This window comes from Halomonas sp. GXIMD04776, from assembly GCF_049808615.1.
Classification (GTDB): Bacteria; Pseudomonadota; Gammaproteobacteria; order Pseudomonadales; family Halomonadaceae; genus Modicisalibacter.
This window is the reverse complement of the sequence record NZ_JBNCAN010000001.1, coordinates 36,238-58,865: the sequence shown is the minus strand read 5'-3', so window position 1 is coordinate 58,865 and position 22,628 is coordinate 36,238. Positions and strand designations below refer to the sequence as shown.

The 22,628-nt window shown below is 58.7% G+C and carries 17 protein-coding genes; 13 read left to right on the top strand and 4 right to left on the bottom strand.

What is annotated here, in order from left to right; all coding sequences use genetic code 11:
* Window positions 1-102: 102 nt before the first annotated feature.
* A complete protein-coding gene (gene dnaG, locus ACPF7Z_RS00265) occupies window positions 103-1,959 on the top strand; it encodes a DNA primase (protein ID WP_425191155.1) in 1,857 nt (618 codons plus the stop codon).
* Between the two features lie 200 nt (window positions 1,960-2,159).
* Window positions 2,160-4,016, top strand: coding sequence for an RNA polymerase sigma factor RpoD (rpoD, locus tag ACPF7Z_RS00260; protein ID WP_425191154.1), 1,857 nt, complete (start codon window positions 2,160-2,162; stop codon window positions 4,014-4,016).
* A 140-nt stretch (window positions 4,017-4,156) separates the two neighbouring features.
* On the opposite strand, the gene ACPF7Z_RS00255 is transcribed toward rpoD, so the two are convergent.
* Window positions 4,157-5,083, bottom strand: a complete 927-nt coding sequence (locus ACPF7Z_RS00255) for a LysR substrate-binding domain-containing protein (RefSeq protein WP_425191153.1) — start codon at window positions 5,081-5,083, stop codon at window positions 4,157-4,159.
* A 258-nt stretch (window positions 5,084-5,341) separates the two neighbouring features.
* Between ACPF7Z_RS00255 and ACPF7Z_RS00250 the strand changes: the two genes are divergently transcribed.
* The 6 genes from ACPF7Z_RS00250 (at window position 5,342) to mtgA (ending at window position 12,179) form a co-directional block, all read left to right on the top strand.
* On the top strand, window positions 5,342-6,721 hold the full coding sequence (locus ACPF7Z_RS00250; protein ID WP_425191152.1) for an L-serine ammonia-lyase: 1,380 nt from the start codon (window positions 5,342-5,344) through the stop codon (window positions 6,719-6,721).
* 280 nt (window positions 6,722-7,001) lie between these two features.
* Window positions 7,002-7,742: a Crp/Fnr family transcriptional regulator gene (locus tag ACPF7Z_RS00245; protein WP_425191151.1), complete on the top strand. Its 741-nt coding sequence runs from the start codon at window positions 7,002-7,004 to the stop codon at window positions 7,740-7,742.
* Window positions 7,743-7,941: 199 nt separating this feature from the next.
* On the top strand, window positions 7,942-9,051 hold the full coding sequence (locus ACPF7Z_RS00240) for an S-(hydroxymethyl)glutathione dehydrogenase/class III alcohol dehydrogenase (RefSeq protein ID WP_425191150.1): 1,110 nt from the start codon (window positions 7,942-7,944) through the stop codon (window positions 9,049-9,051).
* A gap of 72 nt (window positions 9,052-9,123) precedes the next feature.
* Window positions 9,124-9,978 carry an S-formylglutathione hydrolase gene (fghA, locus tag ACPF7Z_RS00235; RefSeq protein WP_425191149.1) on the top strand — a complete coding sequence of 285 codons (855 nt, stop codon included), beginning with the start codon at window positions 9,124-9,126 and terminating at the stop codon, window positions 9,976-9,978.
* Window positions 9,979-10,267: 289 nt separating this feature from the next.
* Window positions 10,268-11,413 carry a GlxA family transcriptional regulator gene (locus ACPF7Z_RS00230; protein WP_425191148.1) on the top strand — a complete coding sequence of 382 codons (1,146 nt, stop codon included), beginning with the start codon at window positions 10,268-10,270 and terminating at the stop codon, window positions 11,411-11,413.
* A gap of 61 nt (window positions 11,414-11,474) precedes the next feature.
* Complete coding sequence (gene mtgA / locus ACPF7Z_RS00225; protein WP_425191147.1) at window positions 11,475-12,179, top strand: monofunctional biosynthetic peptidoglycan transglycosylase; 705 nt, start codon at window positions 11,475-11,477, stop codon at window positions 12,177-12,179.
* Between the two features lie 12 nt (window positions 12,180-12,191).
* Here the strand turns inward: mtgA and ACPF7Z_RS00220 are convergent, their stop codons facing one another.
* From ACPF7Z_RS00220 to ACPF7Z_RS00210, 3 genes are all read right to left on the bottom strand, one after another.
* The gene (locus ACPF7Z_RS00220) at window positions 12,192-13,067 is read right to left on the bottom strand and encodes a DMT family transporter (protein WP_425191351.1); all 876 of its coding nucleotides are present in this window, start codon (window positions 13,065-13,067) and stop codon (window positions 12,192-12,194) included.
* Window positions 13,068-13,141: 74 nt separating this feature from the next.
* Entirely contained in the window at window positions 13,142-13,621 is a 480-nt protein-coding gene (locus ACPF7Z_RS00215; RefSeq protein ID WP_425191146.1) for a DUF4174 domain-containing protein, read from the bottom strand.
* Between the two features lie 63 nt (window positions 13,622-13,684).
* Entirely contained in the window at window positions 13,685-14,680 is a 996-nt protein-coding gene (locus ACPF7Z_RS00210) for a lipid A deacylase LpxR family protein (protein ID WP_425191145.1), read from the bottom strand.
* Between the two features lie 225 nt (window positions 14,681-14,905).
* On the opposite strand from ACPF7Z_RS00210, the gene ACPF7Z_RS00205 reads away from it, so the two are divergent.
* From ACPF7Z_RS00205 to fdhF, 5 genes are all read left to right on the top strand, one after another.
* Window positions 14,906-15,820, top strand: coding sequence for a MurR/RpiR family transcriptional regulator (locus ACPF7Z_RS00205; protein WP_425191144.1), 915 nt, complete (start codon window positions 14,906-14,908; stop codon window positions 15,818-15,820).
* 39 nt (window positions 15,821-15,859) lie between these two features.
* Window positions 15,860-17,194 (top strand): pyridoxal phosphate-dependent aminotransferase, encoded by a 1,335-nt coding sequence (locus ACPF7Z_RS00200; RefSeq protein ID WP_425191143.1) that lies wholly within the window; start codon window positions 15,860-15,862, stop codon window positions 17,192-17,194.
* A 148-nt stretch (window positions 17,195-17,342) separates the two neighbouring features.
* Window positions 17,343-17,741 (top strand): DUF4168 domain-containing protein, encoded by a 399-nt coding sequence (locus ACPF7Z_RS00195; RefSeq protein ID WP_425191142.1) that lies wholly within the window; start codon window positions 17,343-17,345, stop codon window positions 17,739-17,741.
* Between the two features lie 247 nt (window positions 17,742-17,988).
* The gene (locus ACPF7Z_RS00190) at window positions 17,989-19,719 is read left to right on the top strand and encodes an NADH-ubiquinone oxidoreductase-F iron-sulfur binding region domain-containing protein (RefSeq protein ID WP_425191141.1); all 1,731 of its coding nucleotides are present in this window, start codon (window positions 17,989-17,991) and stop codon (window positions 19,717-19,719) included.
* 12 nt (window positions 19,720-19,731) lie between these two features.
* Entirely contained in the window at window positions 19,732-22,590 is a 2,859-nt protein-coding gene (fdhF, locus tag ACPF7Z_RS00185) for a formate dehydrogenase subunit alpha (protein ID WP_425191140.1), read from the top strand.
* The last annotated feature ends 38 nt before the right edge of the window (window positions 22,591-22,628 follow it).

The window sequence follows — 22,628 nt, the reverse complement described above, 5'->3', positions numbered from 1 at the left end:
CCAAGCGGCTACCATCCGGTGGCCGTTTGTTTTTGTAGACAAACATTGCCTGTCGTTTTGGTAAGCAGCCCCTGTCTACGTCTTTCGGATTCTTCTTTGCCTATGGCCGGTCAAATTCCGCAACGGTTCATCGACGATCTACTTGCCCGTGTCGACGTGGTAGAGGTCGTAAGCGAACGGGTGCAGTTGAAGAAGGCGGGTCGTAACTACTCAGGGCTGTGTCCCTTTCATCAGGAAAAGTCGCCGTCGTTTACCGTCAGCCAGGACAAGCAGTTCTATCACTGCTTCGGCTGTGGCGCGCATGGTACGGCCCTGCGCTTTTTGATGGAGTACGACAACCTGCGTTTTCCCGAGGCCGTGGAGCAACTGGCGTCGCGTCAGGGACTCGAAGTCCCCCGGGAAGGCGCCGACGATCCCCGGGCTCAGGCGCGGGAGAAAAAACGTCGCGAAGGCGTCAATCTGCTCGAACTGGCGGCGAATTTCTTTCGTGAACGCCTGCCAATGAGCGAGGGTCAGGCGGCTCGCGACTATCTGGAGCACCGCGGCTTATCACGAGACGTGCTCAAGGATTTCGGCATCGGCTACGCGCCCCATGCCTGGGATGCGCTCAAGCGCCATCTTGCTGAGCAAGGTATTTCGGAAGCGGTACAGGTCGAATACGGTCTGCTGGTGCAACACGAGGATAGCGGGCGTAGTTACGATCGTTTTCGCGACCGGGTGATGTTTCCGATTCGCGATTTCAAGGGGCGAACGATTGCCTTCGGCGGCCGCGTGCTGGGCGATGCCAAACCCAAGTACCTCAACTCGCCGGAAACACCGGTATTTCACAAGGGGCGTGAGCTCTATGGTCTCTATGAGGCGCGCCAGGCCAATCGGCAGCTTGAACGTCTGGTGATCGTCGAAGGTTACATGGATGTGGTAGCCCTGGCTCAGTTCGGCATCCGTAACGTCGTGGCTACCCTGGGAACGTCGACCAGTGAAGATCATCTCAATCGCTTGTTTCGCCTGGTGGGCGAGGTGGTGTTCTGCTTCGATGGCGATAATGCAGGACGTCAGGCCGCACGGCGCGCGCTGGATACCGTGTTGCCGCAGATGATCGATGGGCGTCAGGCGCGTTTCCTGTTCCTGCCCGAGGGCGAGGATCCAGACACTCTGGTGCGCCGTGAGGGGCCGGAGGCGTTCACCGACCGTATCACCTGCGCCAGCCCTTTATCAGAGTTTCTTTTTGAGCAGGCGTCCCAAGGACGCAACCTCAAGCATATAGAGGATCGTGAGCGCTTCGTGAGTAGCGTGCTCAAGTCGCTGGAGCAACTCCCGGATGGCGTGCTCAAGTCATTGTTATTGCGCGAGCTCTCGAGTCGTACCGGTGTCGAGCAAAGCCGCTTTCACGCGCTGTTGCGGGCCAGGGAGAGTCCCAAAGAGCAGGCTGGAAAAGAAGCTGACGCAGCGGCCAATGAGAGGCCTGATGATGCCCCCCTGGGCGCCTCGGTACCGCCCGGGCGGCAACGTGAACGTGGGGAGCAGCCGCTGAGTCTCATGGCACGTACCTTGCAGTTGCTGATATATGAGCCAGAATTGGTAGAGCGGTTACCGGAAAACCTGGATTGGTGCGCTGATGAAGACGACGGCGCGCTCTGCCGAGAGGTCATTGGTTTGTTGCGCGCAGGGCGCTACCGCAGCTCCCAAGTATTGCTGGCGCACTTTCACGGAACCCGTGAAGGTGGTCGCCTGGAAACATTGGCAAAGCGCGAGCTATTGATACCGCGGGCCGCCAGGGCAGCCGAGCTGGATGGGTTGGTGGGCTATTTTCAGCAGCGTTTATCGCGCTGTAGCCCGCAAAACGAGATTGATACATTGCTGGCCAGGGAAAAAGGCGGCGAAAAACTATCCAAGGAAGAGAAACAGCGCTTGATGGAGTTGCTGATGATGCTGAAAGGCAATGGCGCACGCAAACAGTGAGCGGGTTGAAATATGGCCAATTGCCACCATCTAGAGGCAATGATAGAAAGCGCAACAGATCAAATTAACATACCTGGATAAGGGTGCAAGCAAAATACTGGTGGGTTGGTGTTGTTAGCCGCTATAATTTCCGGTTAATCGAATCTTCATCGCCGGTTTTATCCGGGTGTTTCATTCCTCTTCATCGAGATAGGGTCTCTATGGCTGGAAATGCGCAGCAGCAATCGCGTCTGAAGGAATTGATCGCGCGAGGTAAGGAGCAGGGCTACCTGACCTACTCCGAGGTCAACGATCACCTTCCCGAGGATATCGCCGATCCGGATCAAGTGGAAGACATCATCGGCATGATCAACGACATGGGCATCAGTGTCGTTGAGGTGGCGCCGGATGAAGATACTTTGATGATGTCCGATCAATCCACCGATGAGCAGGCTGCCGAGGAAGCGGTGGCTGCGCTGGCGGCCGTGGAGAGTGATGTCGGGCGGACGACCGATCCGGTCCGCATGTACATGCGCGAGATGGGCACGGTGGAACTGCTGACGCGAGAAGGCGAGATCGAGATCGCCAAGCGTATCGAAGAAGGCACTCGTGAAGTGATGTCGGCGCTGGCCTATCTGCCCGGCGCAGTGGATTCCATTCTCGACGCTTACGACGCCACCCAGGATGAGGAGGCACCCGGACGTCTCTCCGATCTGTTCTCAGGGTTCATCGATCCCGATGAAGGAATTCCTGGAGTTGCCGAAGCCGAGGTCCCGGAGGAAGAAGAACTTGTCGCCAGCGATGATGATGTCGATGGTGACGAGGACGGCGACGATGACGATGCCGCCGAGGAAGAGTCTGTTGGTGGGCCTGACCCGGAAGAAGCCAAGGCGCGCTTCGAACAGATTCGCGAACAGAATGCCGCTGCCAAGGCCGCCATTGACAAGCATGGCGTCAAATCCTCGGAAGCGCTTGCCGAGCAGGCGCGTCTGGCAGAGTTGTTCTCCCCGATCAAGCTAGTGCCCAAGCATTTCGAGCGGTTGGTGGGTCAGGTACGCATTAGCGTCGACCAGGTGCGGGTGCAGGAAAAGACCATTCTTCAAATGTTCGTCAAGAAGGGTAAGGTACCGCGCAAGACCTTCATCAAGTCGTTTCCGGGTAACGAATCCAACGCCGAGTGGCTGGATGAGTTTCTGGCCAAGAATTCCAAGCATGCCGACAAGCTCGAGGTATTCCGCGGTGACATCAAGCGTGCCCAGCGCAAGATTGCCTTCGAAGAGCAATTGATTCAGCTGTCGGTATCGGAGATCAAGGAAGTCAACCGTCGCCTTTCGATTGGCGAGGCCAAGGCGCGCCGAGCCAAGAAAGAGATGGTCGAGGCCAACCTGCGTCTGGTGATCTCGATTGCCAAGAAGTACACCAACCGTGGCTTGCAGTTTCTCGATCTGATTCAGGAAGGCAACATCGGCCTGATGAAGGCGGTGGACAAGTTCGAATATCGCCGTGGCTACAAGTTCTCGACCTACGCCACCTGGTGGATTCGCCAGGCGATTACCCGTTCGATCGCCGATCAGGCGCGCACCATTCGTATTCCGGTGCACATGATCGAGACCATCAACAAGCTCAACCGTGTGTCGCGGCAGATGTTGCAGGAGATGGGGCGGGAGCCGACACCGGAGGAACTCGGTGAGCGCCTCGAGATGCCCGAGGACAAGGTGCGCAAGGTGCTCAAGATTGCCAAGGAGCCGATCTCCATGGAAACCCCGATCGGCGATGACGACGATTCGCACCTGGGAGATTTCATCGAGGACGGCACCATGCTGCTGCCGATCGATTCCGCCACCGGTGAAGGCTTGATCGAGGCCACCCGTAACGTCCTGGGCGGGTTGACCGCTCGCGAGGCCAAGGTGCTGCGCATGCGCTTCGGTATCGACATGAATACCGACCATACCCTCGAGGAAGTCGGCAAGCAGTTCGATGTCACCCGCGAACGCATCCGCCAGATCGAGGCCAAGGCGTTGCGCAAGCTGCGTCATCCGTCCCGCTCCGAGCCGTTGCGCTCTTTCCTCGACGAATAAATCGTTCTCGCAAGCCTGATGAGGCTTCGGTACTTTATTTCACGAACACCCGCAAGCCTTGCTTGCGGGTGTTTGCGTCTGGGTATGGTCGAGTCGCGAAGTGGCATCACATCAAGCGGGACTTTCCAGGAGTTCTTGCGCTATTCACTTGGCGCGGACCGCTCGGCCTCCTCGACGATCCAGTCGTGCACCACTCGGACGCGCCGGTCGTCGAGAGCGCCCTGGGAGTAGACGATGCCGTAGCGCTTGCCGGTAGCGACCCGTTGCGCGAACGGTGCGATCAACGCACCGGTCTTCAATTCGTTGGTGATCAGGGTGCGCCGTGCAATGGCTACACCCATGCCGGCGATGGCGGCGTCCATGGTCAGTTGATTGCGGTTGAACGTATAACCGCGGCGCAAATTGAGTCGCGGCGCCTCGATGGCTTGTAGATAGTGCTCCCACTCGGCGTAGTCGTGGCTGCCTCGCCAGGCAGTGACATCGTGTAGAAGTGGATACCAGGCGAGGTCTTGGGGTCGAGCGAGTGGGGGTCTTCCGCGTAGCAGCGATGGCGCGCAGACCGGGAAGATCACCTCATCCATCAACGGTGTGATGTGAAAGCCCGGGTAGCGACCATCGTTCAGATCCAGTGCCAGGTCGAACTCGCCTTCGCGGAGCGAGATATTGCTGTCTTCGGCAATGATGCGCAGCTCGATGTCCGGGAAGCGCGCCTGTAGCCGGGGCAGTCGCGGCATTACCCACTTGGCGAGGAAGGAGGGCACCGAGCGCAAGCGCAGGATGCCGCTCATGACACCGCTACGCAGACGGCGCACTTCCTGGCCCACGGATTGATACGCCTCATCCACCACGGCGGACAAGCGACGGCCTTCATCGGTCAGCTCCAATCGTCGGGGCAGACGTCGAAACAGCTTGAATCCCAGGCGCTCCTCGAGTTGCTTGATCTGCTGGCTCACCGCACCCGTGGTGACATGTAGCTCCTCCGCAGCGCGCGTAAAAGAGAGGTGTCGGGCGCTGACCGCGAAAACCTTTAGCCAGGCATGGGTTTGTCCATTGAGAGAACGGTTCATAATTTAGTAACAGTTTAGTAGTCGTTAAGTGCATCAATAAAAGAAAGGGATTTATGCCCATATTTGAATTACAAATGGTGCCTGGCGCGATGTCTGATCTTTTCACTATAGTTATTCTAAAGCGATAGTCAGATATTTTCGATTGCCTGGCGCTCATTATGGCTGCAGTCTAGGATCAAAACCCCAATTGAGTCAGAGGGCTTTAGTAAGCCTGATCCCAAGGGATCGGCTTCGAAAGTTCACCGACGAGGAGATGTCATGGCTATCAGCGTATTCGACCTTTTCAAGATCGGCATCGGTCCCTCCAGCTCGCACACCGTGGGCCCAATGCGGGCTGCCTACGACTTCGTCGAGGAGTTACGTGAGCGAGACATGCTCGAGCGAGTCGCTCGCGTCGAGGTGCAGCTTTATGGGTCGTTATCCGCCACCGGCATTGGCCATGGTACCGATCGCGCCATCATCATGGGCCTGATGGGAGAGCGCCCAGACAGCATCGACCCGGCAATCATCAATCCCTGTATCGAGGAGTTGCTCGAGGCCCAGACATTGATGCTGGATGGTCGTCTGGCGGTGGCGTTCGTATGGGCGCGGGACATGCAGCTGTTTGAGGAGAACCTGCCGCATCATCCCAATGCCATGCGCCTGATCGCCCATGGCTACAACGACGAGCTTTACTGCAACACCTACTATTCGGTGGGCGGAGGCTTCGTCATCGATGATGAACAAGCTCAGGCGGGGGAGTTGGATACCGACACAACGACTTTGCCTTATGATTTCAATAACGCTGAAGAGTTATTGGTGCAGTGCCGCACTCACAATATGCGTATCAGCGAGGTCATGCTGGAAAATGAAAAGGTCTGGCGTGGCGAGGATGAGATACGCAGTGAGCTGTGGCGGGTTTGGGAGGCCATGCATGCGTGTGTCGAACATGGCCTGCAGCAAGAGGGCGTGCTGCCCGGCGGGCTCAACGTCAGACGCCGTGCCAAGCAGCTTCACCAGCGCTTGCAGGCCGTCGAAGAGAGCCCGAGCCTGATCACCTCGACCTTTTCGGCAATGGATTGGGTCAATGTCTTTGCGTTGGCGGTCAATGAAGAGAATGCCGCCGGTGATCGCATGGTCACCGCACCTACGAATGGGGCAGCGGGAATCATTCCAGCGGTGCTGCACTATTACATGAAGTTTCAGCCTGGCGCCTGCGAGCGTGACCTGGTCGATTTCCTATTGGCTGCGGGTGCCGTGGGTGTTCTGTGCAAGAAGAATGCCTCCATCTCTGGGGCCGAGGTCGGTTGCCAGGGCGAAGTCGGTTCCGCCTGTGCCATGGCCGCCGCCGGACTGGCCGAGGTCATGGGAGGCACTCCAGAGCAGGTCGAGAATGCCGCCGAGATCGGGCTCGAGCACAATCTCGGCCTGACCTGTGACCCGGTGGGTGGCTTGGTTCAAGTGCCTTGCATCGAACGTAACGCCATCGCCTCGGTCAAGGCGATCAATGCCGCCCAGATGGCTCTGCGTGGCGACGGTGAACATTTCATCTCCCTCGACAAGGTGATCCGCACCATGCGCGATACCGGACGCGACATGCAGGACAAGTACAAGGAAACTTCCCGCGGCGGTCTGGCGGTCAATACCATCGAATGCTGATGAGCATGGCGAATGACGCCGCCCACAGCCGTAGGAACGGTTAACTCAAGGCGCTCCAGGGAGCGCCTTGTCATGTTTTAGACTCATTTTGGGCTCTGGCGACACGGCGTTGTTGAATAGGCGTAGAATAGTTGTTGAAACGTTGTTGACATATTGTTGAGACGTTGTCGAAATAACATGGGTTGTTGGGTGACCCTTGCAGGTGATTCAAAATACCGCGCGAGATCAAGAGGTGAGGGGCAAGGCTCCTTATTGCCAATCAGGACGGGAATGCTTGACCGTGGATCAACAAGACAGCTGTATCATTCGCCTTTTCAGCAACTACTGCGCCCTGTCGGAAGAAGATAAGCGCTTGCTGCAAAAGCTCGAGGAAAGTCCGGTCGAGGTGCAGGCAGGCCAGACGCTTTGGAAAGAGCGCGATAAGGCCTCGGAGTTTTGCACGATCAGCAAGGGTTGGGCGTACTCCTTTCGCAACATGGGCGATGGTAGCCGTCAGATTCTCGAAGTCTACCTTCCCGGTGACATTATCGGCATGCGTGAATTCGCCTTCTCCCAGCGACTTTCCGGGGTTGCGATGATCGATGATGGTGTGGTCTGTCATTTTCCCCATCACCGACTGCTGGAAATTTTTCGTGCCTCGACTACGCTGACTGCGGTGTTGTTTGCCATCGCCAGTCGTCATCAGGTGCTGTTGACCGAGCGCCTGGTCAACCTGGCACGGCGCTCCGCGCAGCAGCGTCTGGCGCATTTTGTTTATGAGATGTATGAGCGCCTGACCCAGACCGGTTCGTCCAATGATGGCCATTTTCGCCTGCCGCTATCGCAGGAACAGCTTGGTGACGCCTTGGGCTTGAGTTCGGTGCACGTGAGTCGCACCTTCACCAGCTTTCGCGATGCAGGGTTAGTGCTGCGCGAACGCCATCGTATATCCCTGCCGGATCCGCAGGCGCTGGCGGCATTGGCGGAATTCGACGACCGTTATCTCAATGACAGTCTGCGCCCGCTATTCAACGACCATTAATTAATGGCAGGGGCACCACGGGCGTGGGTGAGGCGCCTATTGGCTGAGTGGTGTTGTTCCTGTCCATGGCGTGGCCATGTTGGCTACTTGTCGCTGCCAGATAATCCTCAGGTTGGCTTAGCGCCTATTCTTTCCTCGTTTATTTCGCCTAAACTGGGCATAACCGTTTTGATGCCATTCTCTTTCGCTAGGAGTTGCTATGAAATCCCGTGCCGCCATTGCGCTTGAAGCCGGCAAACCGCTGGAACTTGCTGAAATCGACGTTGAAGGCCCCAAGGCGGGCGAGGTGCTGGTGCGTATTGTCGCCACCAGTGTATGCCACACGGATGCCTATACTCTGTCCGGTGCCGATCCGGAGGGATTGTTTCCTTCGGTGCTGGGCCACGAAGGCGCCGGGGTCGTGCAGGAGGTCGGTGAGGGTGTGACCAGCGTGCAGCCCGGCGATCATGTGATTCCGCTGTACACCGCGGAATGTGGCCAGTGCAAGTTCTGCCTGTCCGGCAAGACCAATCTCTGCAGCGCTGTGCGTGCCACCCAGGGCCAGGGCCTGATGCCCGACGGCACCACGCGTTTCTCCTTCGAAGGCAAGAAGCTGCATCATTACATGGGCTGCTCGACCTTTTCCGAATACACCGTGCTGCCGGAGGTATCCCTGGCCAAGGTCTCCAAGGAAGCCCCCATGGACAAGATCTGTCTGTTGGGCTGCGGGGTGACCACCGGCATCGGCGCGGTGCTCAATACCGCCAAGGTGGAGCCGGGCTCGACGGTGGCGATATTCGGCCTGGGGGCCATTGGCCTCGCCGTCATTCAAGGGGCGCAGATGGCCAAGGCCTCGCGGATCATCGCCATCGACGTCAACCCGGACAAGTTCGAACTGGCGCGTCAATTCGGTGCCACCGAGTTTGTCAATCCCAAGGACTACAGCGATCCCATCCAGCAGGTGATCGTCGACCTGACCGATGGCGGCGTGGATTACTCCTTCGAGTGCATCGGTAACGTCAACGTCATGCGTTCGGCGCTGGAGTGCTGCCACAAGGGCTGGGGCGAGTCGATCATCATCGGTGTGGCCGGTGCCGGTGAAGAGATCTCGACCCGGCCGTTCCAACTGGTCACCGGCCGGGTCTGGAAAGGCTCCGCCTTCGGCGGCGTCAAGGGGCGCAGCGAACTGCCGGGTTATGTCGAGCGCTACATGAACGGCGAGCTCATGATCGACGAGTTCATCACTCATAACATGCCCTTCGAGCAGATCAACGAGGCCTTCGATCTGCTGCACGAGGGCAAGAGTATTCGCAGCGTGCTGAGCTATTGATAGGCGCACGAAACCGCGCCGCTCACTGTCATGCAGCCGATCGGCGAGTCTTTCGATCAAGGAGAGTCGACCATGAGTATGTCCGAAACCCTGGAGCAGGTATCCGCCAACAAATGTTTCGGCGGGTGGCTCAAGCGCTACAAGCATCACGCCCGAGCGCTTGATTGCGAGATGACCTTTTCCATCTATCTGCCACCCCAGGCAGAGCAGGGTAAAGTGCCGCTCCTGTGGTGGCTGTCCGGGCTGACCTGTACCGATGAGAACTTCATGCAGAAGGCAGGTGCCCAGCGCGTCGCCGCAGAACTGGGCATGGCGCTCGTGTGTCCGGATACCAGTCCGCGAGGGCTGGATCTGCCCGGTGAGCACGACAGCTACGATTTCGGTTCCGGAGCCGGTTTCTATGTCAATGCGACCCAGGAACCCTGGTCGAAGCACTATCGCATGTACGATTACGTCAACGACGAGTTGCCTTCAGTGGTGCGTCAGCACTTTCCGGTCAACGGTCGCGAATCGATCAGCGGACACTCCATGGGGGGGCATGGTGCTTTGGTGATGGCGCTGCGCCAGCCGGGACGCTATGCCTCGGTCTCGGCCTTCGCGCCGGTGGTCAATCCAAGTGCGGTGCCCTGGGGAGAAAAGGCCTTCGGCAACTATCTGGGCAATGATCGTGGCAAATGGACCCAATACGACGCCTGCGAGCTGGTCGCCAAGGGCGCGTCGCGCCAGCCGCTGTTTATCGATCAGGGCGAGGATGACAACTTCCTCGAAGAACAGTTGAAACCCGAGAACCTGGAGGCCGCCTGTGAGAAGCGCGATCATCCGCTGACGTTGAGGCGCCAGCCGGGGTACGATCATAGCTATTACTTCATCGCCACCTTCATCGAAGAGCATCTGCGCTATCACGCCAGACATCTCAAGATAGCCTGATGCCGAGCTGATCTTTTGCGGAACATTTGACCGTGGAGCATCCGACGCCCCTGAGCCTGAACTGGCGCCAGGGGCGTCGTTTTTTTAAGCGTTTCGACTCATGGCGACATTGCCATAGCCATCAGCGACAGAATTACCTCAAGCGCCGAGTTTTTTGTCGGGAAATAAAAATTTTAATGGCATAAAACGACACAGGTTTTACATTGAGTAGGGAGGCCGAGGTAGGGGCATACAACGACAATGAGACTCTCACCAAAGGGTAGGGAGCGAGACATAAGAGGAGGGGAATATGGCAGATTCTCCTGTGGCAAAGACAGCATCCGTTATCCCAAGGTCCGTGACGCCTCAGACCCTTGGTTTTCTATTGCTGGAAAATTTCACTCTGATTTCGCTGGCCTCTGCCATCGAGCCGCTACGCATGGCCAACCAGCTTACCGGCAACGAATTGTATCGCTGGTATACCCTCAGTCAGGATGGCTTGCCGATACATGCCAGTGACGGCGTACAGGTGACGCCGGACGCTTCCACCAGCATTCCGCTCAGCCTCGATTGGGTGGTGGTATGTGGCGGGGTAGGGCCTAATCGTAGTATCAATCGCGAGCATGTCAGTTGGCTGCAGTCACAGTCGCGTCAGTTGCGCCGCCTGGGGGCGGTATGCACGGGCAGTTGGGCGCTCGCCCGGGCCGGCCTGCTCGATGGCTTCGAGGCCAGTGTTCATTGGGAGTGCCTGGCTGCCATGCAAGAAGCATTTCCGCGCATCGCGCTGACGACTCGACTCTTTTCTATTGATCGTGACCGCTTCACCGCTTCGGGGGGCACCGCGCCCCTGGACATGATGTTGACGCTGATCGGCCGTGACCATGGCCGTGACCTGTCGGCGGCAATTTCCGAGATGTTCATCTATGAGCGCATGCGTAACGAACAGGATCAGCAGCGTATGCCGCTCAAGCATATGCTGGGCACCACTCAGCCCAAGCTGCTCGAGATCGTCGCGCTGATGGAGGCCAACCTCGAAGAGCCCATCGGGTTCGATGAATTGGCTGCCTTCGTCGACATTTCGCGCCGCCAACTGGAGCGGCTGTTCCAGAAGTATCTGCGCTGTTCGCCATCACGCTACTATCTACGTCTGCGGCTCACCCGGGCACGTCAATTCCTTAAGCAGACACCGATGCCGATCATCGAGGTGGCGTCAGCCTGTGGTTTCGTATCGACGCCGCATTTCTCGAAGTGCTATCGCGAATTTTTTGGTGTGCCGCCTCGGCAAGAGCGTCTGGTCACTCGCTCGCGAAGTAGCGAACTCAAGAATGAGCAAGATGAGCAAGCGCCATTGACGTCGATGCCGGATATATCGGGGCAGGAACCCGTCTCGAGGGCGGTGGCGGCGCTGGTCAGCGCGCGCGAAGAATCGACCTATGCCAGTGTACCGCTGAAATAATCGGCGACGGGAGGCGCCATTGTTATACTCTGGGCCATTGCCCAATGTACAGAGAGACAGCATGACCCAGGACTGGCTGCGGCGAATAATGCGCTACTCACTGATTGCCATTGCCGGTTTTGTGGCACTTTCGGTACTAGCGGTGATGGTATTCCGAGTGGTGCCGGTGTTCGGTTCGATGGTCATGGTCGAGCGTAAGGTCCAGTCTTGGGTGGCAGGAGAGCCATTGAATATTCGGCAAGACTGGTCGCCCTGGGAACGCCTTTCCGATTACGCCAAACTCGCTGTGATCGCTGCCGAGGATCAGAAGTTTCCCACTCACCATGGCTTCGACCTTGGGCAACTGCGCAAGGCCGTATCCACCTGGCAATCCGGCGGTGGGCTACGGGGTGCCAGCACCATCAGCCAGCAGACCGCCAAGAATCTGTTTTTATGGACCGGGCGCAATTGGTTGCGCAAGGGGCTGGAGGCCTGGTTTACGGTGCTCATCGAGCTGTTATGGCCCAAGGAGCGTATTCTCGAGGTCTATCTCAATATCGCCGAATGGGACAATGGCGTATTCGGTCTCGAGGCCGCGGCGCAGCGCTATTTCGGCGTCTCCGCAGCGGAACTCAACGCCACCCAGGCCAGTCGTTTGGCTGCTATCCTGCCTAATCCTCGCGAGTGGAGTGCTTCAAAGCCCTCCGGTTACATTCTGAAGCGCAGTCAGTGGATTCAAGGCCAGATGCGTCAATTGGGCGGCACATCTTATTTGAGTAGGTTATAACGCAAGAAGATCCTATTTTGCTGGGGCGCGGTTGCCGCGTACCACCAGTCCAACCCCCGTAATGGCAATCACCATACCAATCAATGCCACCGGCCCCAGGGTCTCGTCGAACAACCACCAGGCTTCCAACGCCGTCAGCGGTGGCACCAGATAGAAGAGGCTCGCCACCCGTGAAGCCGCACCACGTCGTATCAGCGCCATCAGCAGCAGGATCGCGGCAATCGAGAGCCCCAGCACCAGCCAGGCCAGGGTCGCCAAGAAGGTCGCTGTCCAGGCCACGTCGCGGGTTTCGAACAGGAATGCGCCGATACCGAAGAGCGCACCAGCGGCCAGGTACTGGGCTATGCTACCGCCCAGCAGCGGCATACCGGTGCAGAAGCGCTTTTGATACAAGGTGCCGGCAGAGATACCCAACAGGGCGGTAAAGACGCAGGCCAGGGCGCCCAAGCCGAAACCCTCGAATAACCCTGCTTCTCCCGGGGCCAACTTGCCACTCAGTACCAGCGTGATACCGATCAGACCCAGCAGAAGGCCCAACCACTGCCAGATCGTCAGGCGCTCTCCCAATAAGGGAAATGCCAAAGCCGCGGTGAGCAGCGGTTGCAGGCCGACCAGCAGTGATGCCAGCCCCGCCGGCAGGCCAAGATAGATGGAATAGAACACTCCACCCAGATAGGCACCGTGAACCAGCAGACCGGTCACCGCGGCATGTGCCCAGAGTGCCGGTGACGATGGCCATTGCGCCTTGAGCAGCGCGAGCAAAGGCACAATGAGCAGCAGCGTCAGCACGCAACGAATGAACAGGAAGGTGAACGGCTCAGCGTAGGGCAGGCCGAACTTGGCCCCAATGAAGCCGGTGCTCCAGAGTAGAACGAAGACCCCGGGCATTGCCGCCAGCCACGGGGTTTGCGCTTGCTCGGTCTGGGTGGTGGCAGTGCCGGAGTCCGTGTTGGGGGAACTCATCAACGACTCTCACGCGGCGCCGTGCGGCGCTGTTCGGATTGTCGCATGGGCATCTTATCGATGATGTCGAAGATCTGCTGGGGGTCGACATAACCTTCGAGCTGCATCTTCTTCCCACCATCGTATCCCACCAAAATCACCGTCATCGGCCCTTGGGGGTCTACTTCCAGGGCCTCGAGCAGCGCCTCGGTCTCGAAGCGCGTCATGGGCCGCCCGGTGCGGTGACCGTTACCGTCCTCGACGCTGTAAAGCATCATGCGGCGGTCGTCGAACTCCGCGCGATGCCGCTGTAGCTGTTCGCGCATGCGAACGTAGGCATCATGTTCAATGCTGGGCGTGACGAGAATCAGCGGACGAAACTTGCCACGGTCGGTGATCAATGGGTTGGCCGGATTATCAGCGGCGAACGTGGTCGGCACGGCGAGACTCCAGACGATTAAACAGATCCAGGAAAGTAGCACTACGAGGGAACGAGGCATGGCGATTTCCTAGCAACCAGGTTAGTTCTCCAAGCACAACAGATCGGCTGGCGAAGTACCAGCTTATAGCCAGGTCGAGAGAGTGATCGACCCAAACTGATCTGTCTCGTTCTGAGAGTCGAACTCCCGGGTACGCCAGACGTTGGTAAACGCGACCTGGAAACGATCCCAGCTGAATACGACACCGGCGGTCAGATCACCCACCCATTCACGGCGCTCGACCTCATGGCTATTCTCGAAGGTATTGCCATCCAGCAATAGGTTGTGGGCCATATAACGGCCCTCCGTTCCGAGAAACCCATACCAGCCGAAGCCAGCGTCTTGAATGAATCCCTGACGTCCACCTTGGGCCGGTGAAACCGAAGGAATACCGAAGCTCTTTTCCAACCCGTTACCGACTCTCAACGCGCCTCCGGCACCTGCGTAGTCGTAGAGATTGCCCACCTTGAGCGAGGCGCTAGGCCCGTACTCCCATTCCAACCCGCCAAAACGAGAAAGCCACCACCAGGACTTGCTCCAGCCCAGGCTGACGATCGGCTCGTTGTCGAGTTGATTGTCCCAGCCTTCAGGTTCTTTACTGTCCACTACTTTATGCACCGCTTTCTGGATGGACTCGCCCCCCGCAGCGGGACCCACCCACCCGATTTGTAGTTGCAAGGCCGAGGCGGTACGCCAACCATCGTGCTGTTCATCGTCGAATAACGAGAGACCGCCCAGCAACAACCCTGCATAGGGGCGATCGTCCTCGATCAGGCGTTCACGTTCGATATCGTTGGGGGTATAGATCTGATGAATGAAGTGATAACCGACAGCATCCAGCCCGTCCGCCGACCAGCCGGGCAACCAGTCAGACAATTTCCGGGACCAATGAGTATTGCCTGGCAGGCTAATGCCTGTGAGCTCCAGACCGTTGGTGTAGTGGCCATCTTCGCCGCTGGAGAACAGGTCGTTTTCCACCTTGATGGAGTAAAGATTCGCGCCAACGGCAAAAGGAGCACAAAGCATGCCTGCAAGAAACAATCCTGAACGTGAAACCAGGGGCGGGAGAGATAGACGCATGCCGCTTCCTTGTGTGATGAGATTGCACAACATACATATATGTATGTTTTGAAGCAATGTAACAAAGACCGATTACAAAAACTATTTGGTGATGGGGAGGCGAGTAACGATCCTCATTCTTAGCAATGGTTGGTTGTTTTGAAATAAATTTTTCTTATTGCAAATAAATTTGCAATACGGCGGCGGTAGCGCTTATCCTCATGCAACGCACATGATGAGATCGCCATGCCCAGCACGATATTCACTCAGCCACCGGCCAGTATTGCCGAACTTCAGAACCTTGCCGACCTTAGCCGGCGTGGGGAGAGTGATGCCCCACACTTGTCGACAAAAGCACTCGCTCTGCTCGAGGCGCTGCTGGCAACACCAGAGACGGCGGGACTGTCGAGTATTTCCCGGCTTGGAGAGCGCCATGGGGTGAACCCCTCCAGTCTGACACGGCTGGCTCGAGCGCTGGGGTTTTCCGGCTTCAAGGCGTTTCAAGCACTCTTTCGAGAAGACCTGACTACCAACGCGTTCTATTCGACCCGCGCCGAACGTTTACTGGATTTCGGTGAAACGCCACAGTCACCGCCTGCAACCAGCCAAGATCATGTGCTGTGGCAACAGGAGATGGCCAACCTGTCCGTCGCGGTGGCAAATCTCGACAGCGATATGCTCGAGCAGGTGGTGAAGGCCATCGTGGCAGCCCGACGGCTACATGTCGTCGGCCTCCGGGCCAGCTTCGGGGCGGCGCACTACCTGGCCTATTACCTCGACTATTTGCGTGAGAATGTGCAATTGATCTCGCCCCTGGCGGGCGTCGGTCTCGAGCAGGCGCTACATCTTGATGAGAACGATCTGGTGATCGGCATCGCCTTTCGTCCCGAGACCCGTCTGAGCCTCGACTACTGCCGGTTGGCGGTAGAGCAGGGCGCCGATCTGGTGGCGCTGACCAACCATCCTGGTTCGCAACTGGCGGCTTTGACTGATCGCTGCCTGATGGCGCCGGCGGAAGGACCGTTCTTCTTCAACCCCATGAGTAGTCTGTTTTTACTGGTGGAACTGGTGTTGTCGCGAGTCGCCCGGGAATTGGGCAGCCAAGCGGTTGCCAGCATTCGCCAGCGCGAGGCGCTGATCGCACGTCTTGATATCGAATGAGGCGATCACGTCCACCCAATACCCACAGGGAGATTCTTCATGACCCGCGCTTCTGATTCATCCAGACCGACCGATGCTTCATTATCGGGACCGCATTACAGCGTTGCCGATCGTTTGGATAGCGGCTATGGCAGGGCAGACGAGGCAACCCGCTCCTCTGACACGTTGCTGATCAACGAGCAGTCCCGGCTGCTTGAGGCCGGAGGGCGACGCATCTTCAAGTTCGGCTTTGGCCAGTCACCGTTTCCGGTATTTGCCCCCGCCGTCGAATCGCTTGCCAAACATGCCGCCGAAAAGGCTTATCTGCCGGTGCAAGGGCTGCCGGCGCTAAGAGATCAGGTCGCTAAGTTTCATAGCGATATCGATCATACTCGCTGGGACGCCGAGCGTATTATTGTCGGTCCCGGCAGCAAGCTATTGCTGTTCGCGCTGATGAAGTCGTTACCCGAAGCCGACATTCTGATTCCGGCGCCGTCCTGGGTTTCCTATGCCCCCCAGGCGCGCATGGCCGGCCAGCGAGCGGTACGGCTCGATGCCTCCTTCGAGACCCGCTGGCAGGTAACCCCGGAGCAGCTCGAAGCGCACTGCACCGCGGATCCGGAGCGGCTCAAGGTGTTGATTCTCAATGCGCCGGGCAACCCCACCGGGTTGTCACCGGAAGAAGATACCCAAAAGCGCCTGGCCCAGGTAGCTCATCGTCATGGGGTACTGGTGCTTGCGGATGAGATTTACGGACTACTGCATCATCGCGGTGAACATCGCGCCTTTGCTCTGGATTATCCTGAGGGTACTGTCACCACCAGTGGACTTTCCAAATGGTGTGGCGCCGGTGGTTGGCGCCTTGGGGTCATGCATGTACCCGCCGAGCTGGGCGCTGAGTTGTTCGCTCGGGTGCTGGGCGTTGCCTCCGAAACCTGGTCTAGCGTCACAAGCCCTATACAGTATGCCGCCATGACCGCCTATACACGTACGCCGGGTCTCGGTGCCTACGTCCAACGCCAGCGCAACGTGCTGAGTGATATTGGACAATGGTGTGCGGCGCGCCTGAATAAAGCGAGGATACGTACCCATGCGCCGGATGGTGGCTTCTATCTATTCCCCGATTTCGAAGTCCATCGCGAGGCACTGGCCGCCCGGGGAATTACCACCAGTGCCGAGCTGACGGCACGTCTGCTCGAGGAGGCTGGAGTGGCATTGTTGCCGGGTAGTGCCTTCGGCTGTGACCCAAGCCGACTCACGGTGCGGCTGGCTTACGTGGATTTTGATGGCGCTAAATTGATGAATGGCGAACAAGCAGCCCTGGAGCAGTCGGCGACAACGACTCTCATTCAGGGAATCGACGCCATCGTCGAATGGCTCAACCAAGAGGCGTAAGAGTGGGTGATCGAATAATTCGTCGCTTTTTATAGACATTTGTAATCGATAGGAAAATTTTTACCTTCTTTTCTTTACAAATAAAGTGGAACCACCCTGCGATAGAATTATCAGACCCAGGACACACAACACGTAATGGAGTATCTACATGCATAAGATGACTGCCCTGTTCTCCGCCGCTCTGCTGACTGCAGGGATGATTGCCACGCCAGTGATGGCTCAGGATTCGTCAGCCCAGCAGCAGGACCCGGCAGCACAACAGTCCCAGGCTACCGCTCAGGACTTCTCCGATGAGCAGCTACAGCAGTTTGCTGATACCTCTGAAGAGATTGCCAAGATCTCCCAAGACTATACCCAGCGTCTGCAGGAAGCGGGCGATGACCAGCAAAAGCAGCAGGAAATTCGCATGGAGGCCAACGAGAAGATGGTGGCTGTAGTCGAAGACAGCGGCTTGGATGTAGAGACATTCAACTCCATCGGTCAGGCGATCCAGCAGGATCCCGAACTGATGAAGCGTGTTCAGCAGATGGCTCAGAACGGCCAGTAAACACGCAGCATTCGACCGAAAAAAGTACGTCGAACTCGAGGGTCGCCAAGCGGGCGACCCTTTTTTATTAGTGTGTTCATTGGGCATTTATCAATGTCTTTGTTTGGGTTTATCAAATTGAATGTGCTCAGAGCGACATCAGGATGAAGCTGATCGGCACCGAGTAGGAGATTGTATAAATCGCCATTGCCGATTCGCGGGAGCGATGCGAACATCCCTTGATAGCGATAACAATGAGCGTCAGACCATGACCGTCAATTCCGTAACGCCGCCGCGTCGTGGCGCCCGAGGCAAGCCCCGAGGACGTGAGCTCGAACCGGTCGCCCGGACCGAGATCGAAGCACTATTGGGCAATGTGCCAGATTCTGTCCGCCATCGCCGCGATCTGCTGATCGAGCATCTGCACGTCATTCAGGATCACTATGGTCATCTCGCCCTGCGTCACCTGCGCGCTCTGGCTGCCTTCATGAACCTGCCGATGGCGGCGGTCTACGAGACCGCCACCTTCTATGCCCACTTCGATGTGGTTCATGACGACCAGGCGCCGCCACCGGCGATCACGATTCGCGTCTGTGATTCATTGTCCTGCCAATTGGCCGGGGCTGATGCCTTGCGCAAGGAACTCGAGGCGGGGGCCGACGCCAGCGCCGTGCGAGTGATCCGCGCGCCCTGCATGGGGCGTTGCGCAACGGCGCCGGTGGTGGAGCTTTCGTCAAAGGGCCATCATTGGCATATGGACCATGCCACACTTGCCCATGTTGGCGATGTCTTGACAGCCGATGAACTGCCCACCGAGACGGTCGATTGGCAACGACTCGAGGCCTATCGGATCGAAGGAGGGCACGCACTGCTCAGCGCCTGTCGCACGGGCGAAGTCAGCGGCGAACAGCTCATGCAGGTCATGGAGCAGGCCGGGCTTCGCGGCCTGGGCGGGGCGGGGTTTGCCACCTTCAAGAAGTGGGGCTTCGTGCGTGCCGAGCCGAGACCACGCTATTGCGCGATCAACGCCGATGAAGGCGAGCCGGGTACCTTCAAGGATCGCTATTATCTGGAACGCTCTCCCCACCGCTTTCTGGAGGGCGCCTTGATCAGCGCTTGGGCGGTGGAGGCCGAGGCGCTTTACATTTATCTGCGCGACGAATATCCGGCCCTGCATCGTGTCCTGCGCGATGCCATCGCTGAGCTGGAAGCCGCCGAGCTCGTCGAGCCAGGCTATATCGTTCTGCGCCGCGGCGCCGGGGCCTACATCTGCGGTGAGGAATCCGCGATGATCGAATCCTTGGAGGGCAAGCCGGGCAAGCCACGTCATCGCCCGCCCTTCGTCGCCCAACGCGGGCTCTTCGATCGTCCGACCCTGGTCAATAACGTCGAGACCGTCTACTGGATCCCGCTGATCTGGGAGCGCGGCGCCGAATGGTTTGCCGGTCAGGGCCGCCATGGTCGTAAGGGATTGCGTAGCTTCTCGGTCTCAGGGCGTGTCAGGAATCCCGGGGTGCATCTGGCTCCGGCGGGCATCACATTGAATGAACTGGTCGAGGAATATGCCGGCGGCATGCAGGAAGGCCATGAGTTGTGCGCCTACCTGCCCGGGGGCGCCTCCGGAGGTATTCTGCCGGCGTCCAAGGCGGATATTCCGCTGGATTTCGATACCTTGCAGGCCCACGACAGCTTCATTGGGTCCGCAGCGGTAATGGTGATCTCTGACCAAGACGATCTGCGGGGCGTGGCTACCAACCTGCTGGCCTTCTTCGCCGACGAATCCTGTGGGCAGTGCACACCCTGTCGAGTGGGCACCGAAAAGATGCTGGCACTGCTTGAGCGTGACGAGTGGAGCGTAGCGGAACTCACCCGGCTGTCCCAGGTGATGATGGATGCCTCCATCTGCGGCCTGGGCCAGGCGGCGCCTAACCCGGTACTGGGACTGCTCAAGGATTTTCGCAACGATCTTGAAGCGCAGAACGTCATTGTCAAAGCCTGAGGAGAATCGATCATGAATACCCTTGTTTCTCCTGAATCCTCGGTAGAGACGTTTGAGCTGACCCTGGATGATCAAACCGTGACGGCTTATCCCGGCGAGACCCTGTGGCAGGTGGCCAAACGAGCCGGCGAGACGATTCCGCATCTGTGCTTCAAGGATGGCTATGGCTATCGTGCAGACGGCAACTGTCGTGTCTGCATGGTCGAGATCGAGGGCGAACGCGCCTTGGTCGCCAGTTGCCTGCGTGAGGCCAGGCCCGACATGGTGGTCAAGAGCGCCACTTCTGAGCGCTCGCGGGTCGCCAGGGAAGGGGTCATGGAGCTGTTGATCGCCGATCAGCCCTCACGCGAAGAAAGCCCGGATCGTTCGAGTCATTTCTGGGCCATGGCGGACAAGCTCGCCATCGACGCCACGGCGGTCAAGGCCTGGCTGCCGGCACACAATCCGGTGGAAGAAGCCTTCGCTGAGGAAGCCTTCGTCAAAGAGAGAGGCGAATCGCGCCGCTCGAATCATGACACCTCGCACAGCGCCATGAACGTCAATCTTGACGCCTGCATCGAGTGCAATCTATGTGTACGCGCCTGTCGCGAGGTGCAGGTCAATGATGTGATTGGCCTGGCCCATCGTGGGGCGTCGTCCAAGATCGTCTTCGACTTCGATGATCCGATGGGAGAGAGCACCTGCGTGGCCTGCGGCGAATGCGTGCAGGCTTGCCCGACCGGCGCATTGATGCCGGCGACATTGATCGACGCTCAGGGCCGGGGCGATTCAAAGATCGCCGGTCGCACGGTGGATTCCGTTTGCCCCTATTGCGGCGTGGGCTGTCAGTTGACCTACCACCTCAAGGACGACGAGATTCAGCATGTCTCGGGTCGCGACGGACCCTCGAACCACAATCGACTATGCGTGAAGGGGCGCTTTGGCTTCGACTACCCGCGCCATGCCTCGCGCTTGACCGTGCCGCTGATCCGCCGGGAAGGCGTGCCCAAGGGCCTTGATCCAGCGTTCGATCCGGCGACGCCGACCACGCATTTTCGTGAAGCGAGCTGGGAAGAGGCGCTGGAGCTGGCCGCTAGTGGGCTGGTGGGGCTGAAAGACACCCATGGCCCGGATGCCCTGGCGGGTTTCGGCAGCGCCAAGTGCTCCAACGAGGAGGCCTGGCTGTTCCAGAAGTTGGTGCGTACCGGTTTCGGCTCCAACCACGTCGATCACTGCACGCGGCTGTGTCATGCAAGCTCGGTGGCGGCGCTGATGGAATGCATCGGCTCTGGTGCGGTGACGGCGTCGTTCATGCAGGCGCTGGACGCCGATGTAGTCATCCTCACTGGTTGCAATCCGACGGTGAACCATCCGGTGGCGGCGACCTTCTTCAAGCAGGCCGCCAAGCGCGGAACCAGGCTGATCGTCATCGATCCCCGCGGTCAGGCGCTGGGCGCCTATGCCCACAAGACCCTGCGCTTCACGCCGGGCTCGGACGTGGCGCTGTTCAATGCCATGCTCAATGTCATCGTCACGGAAAGGCTTTACGACGACACCTATATCCATGAGCATACCGAGGGCTTCGAGGCGCTCAAGACCCATGTCGTCGACATGACCCCGGAGGCAATGAGCGGGCTGTGCGGCATTGACGCCGAAGAGATCCGCGAGGTGGCACGGCTTTATGCGACAGCGGACAAGGCGATGATCTTCTGGGGCATGGGCATCTCCCAGCATACCCACGGCACCGACAACGCGCGTTGTCTGATTTCCCTGGCGCTGGCCTGCGGCCAGATCGGGCGCCCAGGCACCGGGCTGCATCCGCTGCGTGGTCAGAATAACGTTCAGGGCGCCTCGGACGCCGGGCTTATCCCCATGGTGCTGCCGGATTATCAGCCGGTCGGCGACGCCCAGGTGCGGGCCGCTTTTGAAGAGTTGTGGAACACGTCGCTCGACGACAAGCCGGGACTCACCGTGGTCGAGATCATGGACGCCATTCATGCCGATACTATCAAGGGCATGTACATTCTCGGCGAGAACCCGGCGATGTCCGATCCGGACCTGGATCATGCCCGGGCGGCGCTGGCCAAGCTCGAGCATCTGGTGGTGCAGGACCTGTTCGTCACCGAGACCGCGCAGTTCGCCGACGTGATCCTGCCGGCCTCCGCCTGGCCGGAGAAGGATGGCACCGTGACTAACACCAACCGCCAGGTACAAATGGGTCGCAAGGCCATGCCGTTGCCCGGTAAGGCCAAGCCCGACTGGTGGATCATCCAGCAGATCGCGTTGCGCTTCGGCTTGTCCTGGGACTATCACCATCCCCGCGAAGTGTTTGCCGAGATGACTCAAGGAATGGCGTCGCTGGATCACATCAGTTGGGAGCGTCTGGAGCGCGAGGAGTCGGTGACCTATCCGTGCCCCGCTGACGATGCCCCGGGGGCCGATGTGGTGTTCTCGGATGCCTTTCCCACGCCGAGCGGCCGGGCCAGGTTTTCGCCGACCCGGCCGCTGCCGCCGAACGAGCCCCTGGACGACGTCTATCCAACGGTACTGACCACCGGACGCCAGCTCGAGCACTGGCATACCGGCTCGATGACCCGGCGCGCCAAGGTGCTCGACGAGCTCGAGCCGGAGGCGGTGGCAAGCCTAGCCCCCGGCGAACTGGCGCGTCTAGGGCTGGCGCCGGGAGAGCCCGTCGTGATCACCACCCGGCGCGGGCAGATCAGCCTGACCGCGCGGGTCGATCCTCTGATGCCCGAGGGCATGGTGTTCGTGCCGTTCTGCTATGCCGAGGCGGCGGCGAATCTGTTGACCAATCCGGCACTCGACCCCTATGGCAAGATTCCCGAGTTCAAGTACGCGGCCTGCCGGTTGTCGGCAGTCGAGCATGCGTGACGTGAAATGAACCTGAATCGGAAAAGCGCTGTCTATGC

Coding starts and splice junctions, on each gene's coding strand:
- dnaG (WP_425191155.1), top strand. CDS start 103: ATGGCCGGTCAAATTCCGCAACGGTTCATCGACGATCTACTTGCCCGT.
- rpoD (WP_425191154.1), top strand. CDS start 2,160: ATGGCTGGAAATGCGCAGCAGCAATCGCGTCTGAAGGAATTGATCGCG.
- ACPF7Z_RS00255 (WP_425191153.1), bottom strand. CDS start 5,083: ATGAACCGTTCTCTCAATGGACAAACCCATGCCTGGCTAAAGGTTTTC.
- ACPF7Z_RS00250 (WP_425191152.1), top strand. CDS start 5,342: ATGGCTATCAGCGTATTCGACCTTTTCAAGATCGGCATCGGTCCCTCC.
- ACPF7Z_RS00240 (WP_425191150.1), top strand. CDS start 7,942: ATGAAATCCCGTGCCGCCATTGCGCTTGAAGCCGGCAAACCGCTGGAA.
- fghA (WP_425191149.1), top strand. CDS start 9,124: ATGAGTATGTCCGAAACCCTGGAGCAGGTATCCGCCAACAAATGTTTC.
- ACPF7Z_RS00230 (WP_425191148.1), top strand. CDS start 10,268: ATGGCAGATTCTCCTGTGGCAAAGACAGCATCCGTTATCCCAAGGTCC.
- mtgA (WP_425191147.1), top strand. CDS start 11,475: ATGACCCAGGACTGGCTGCGGCGAATAATGCGCTACTCACTGATTGCC.
- ACPF7Z_RS00220 (WP_425191351.1), bottom strand. CDS start 13,067: ATGCCCGGGGTCTTCGTTCTACTCTGGAGCACCGGCTTCATTGGGGCC.
- ACPF7Z_RS00215 (WP_425191146.1), bottom strand. CDS start 13,621: ATGCCTCGTTCCCTCGTAGTGCTACTTTCCTGGATCTGTTTAATCGTC.
- ACPF7Z_RS00210 (WP_425191145.1), bottom strand. CDS start 14,680: ATGCGTCTATCTCTCCCGCCCCTGGTTTCACGTTCAGGATTGTTTCTT.
- ACPF7Z_RS00205 (WP_425191144.1), top strand. CDS start 14,906: ATGCCCAGCACGATATTCACTCAGCCACCGGCCAGTATTGCCGAACTT.
- ACPF7Z_RS00200 (WP_425191143.1), top strand. CDS start 15,860: ATGACCCGCGCTTCTGATTCATCCAGACCGACCGATGCTTCATTATCG.
- ACPF7Z_RS00195 (WP_425191142.1), top strand. CDS start 17,343: ATGCATAAGATGACTGCCCTGTTCTCCGCCGCTCTGCTGACTGCAGGG.
- ACPF7Z_RS00190 (WP_425191141.1), top strand. CDS start 17,989: ATGACCGTCAATTCCGTAACGCCGCCGCGTCGTGGCGCCCGAGGCAAG.
- fdhF (WP_425191140.1), top strand. CDS start 19,732: ATGAATACCCTTGTTTCTCCTGAATCCTCGGTAGAGACGTTTGAGCTG.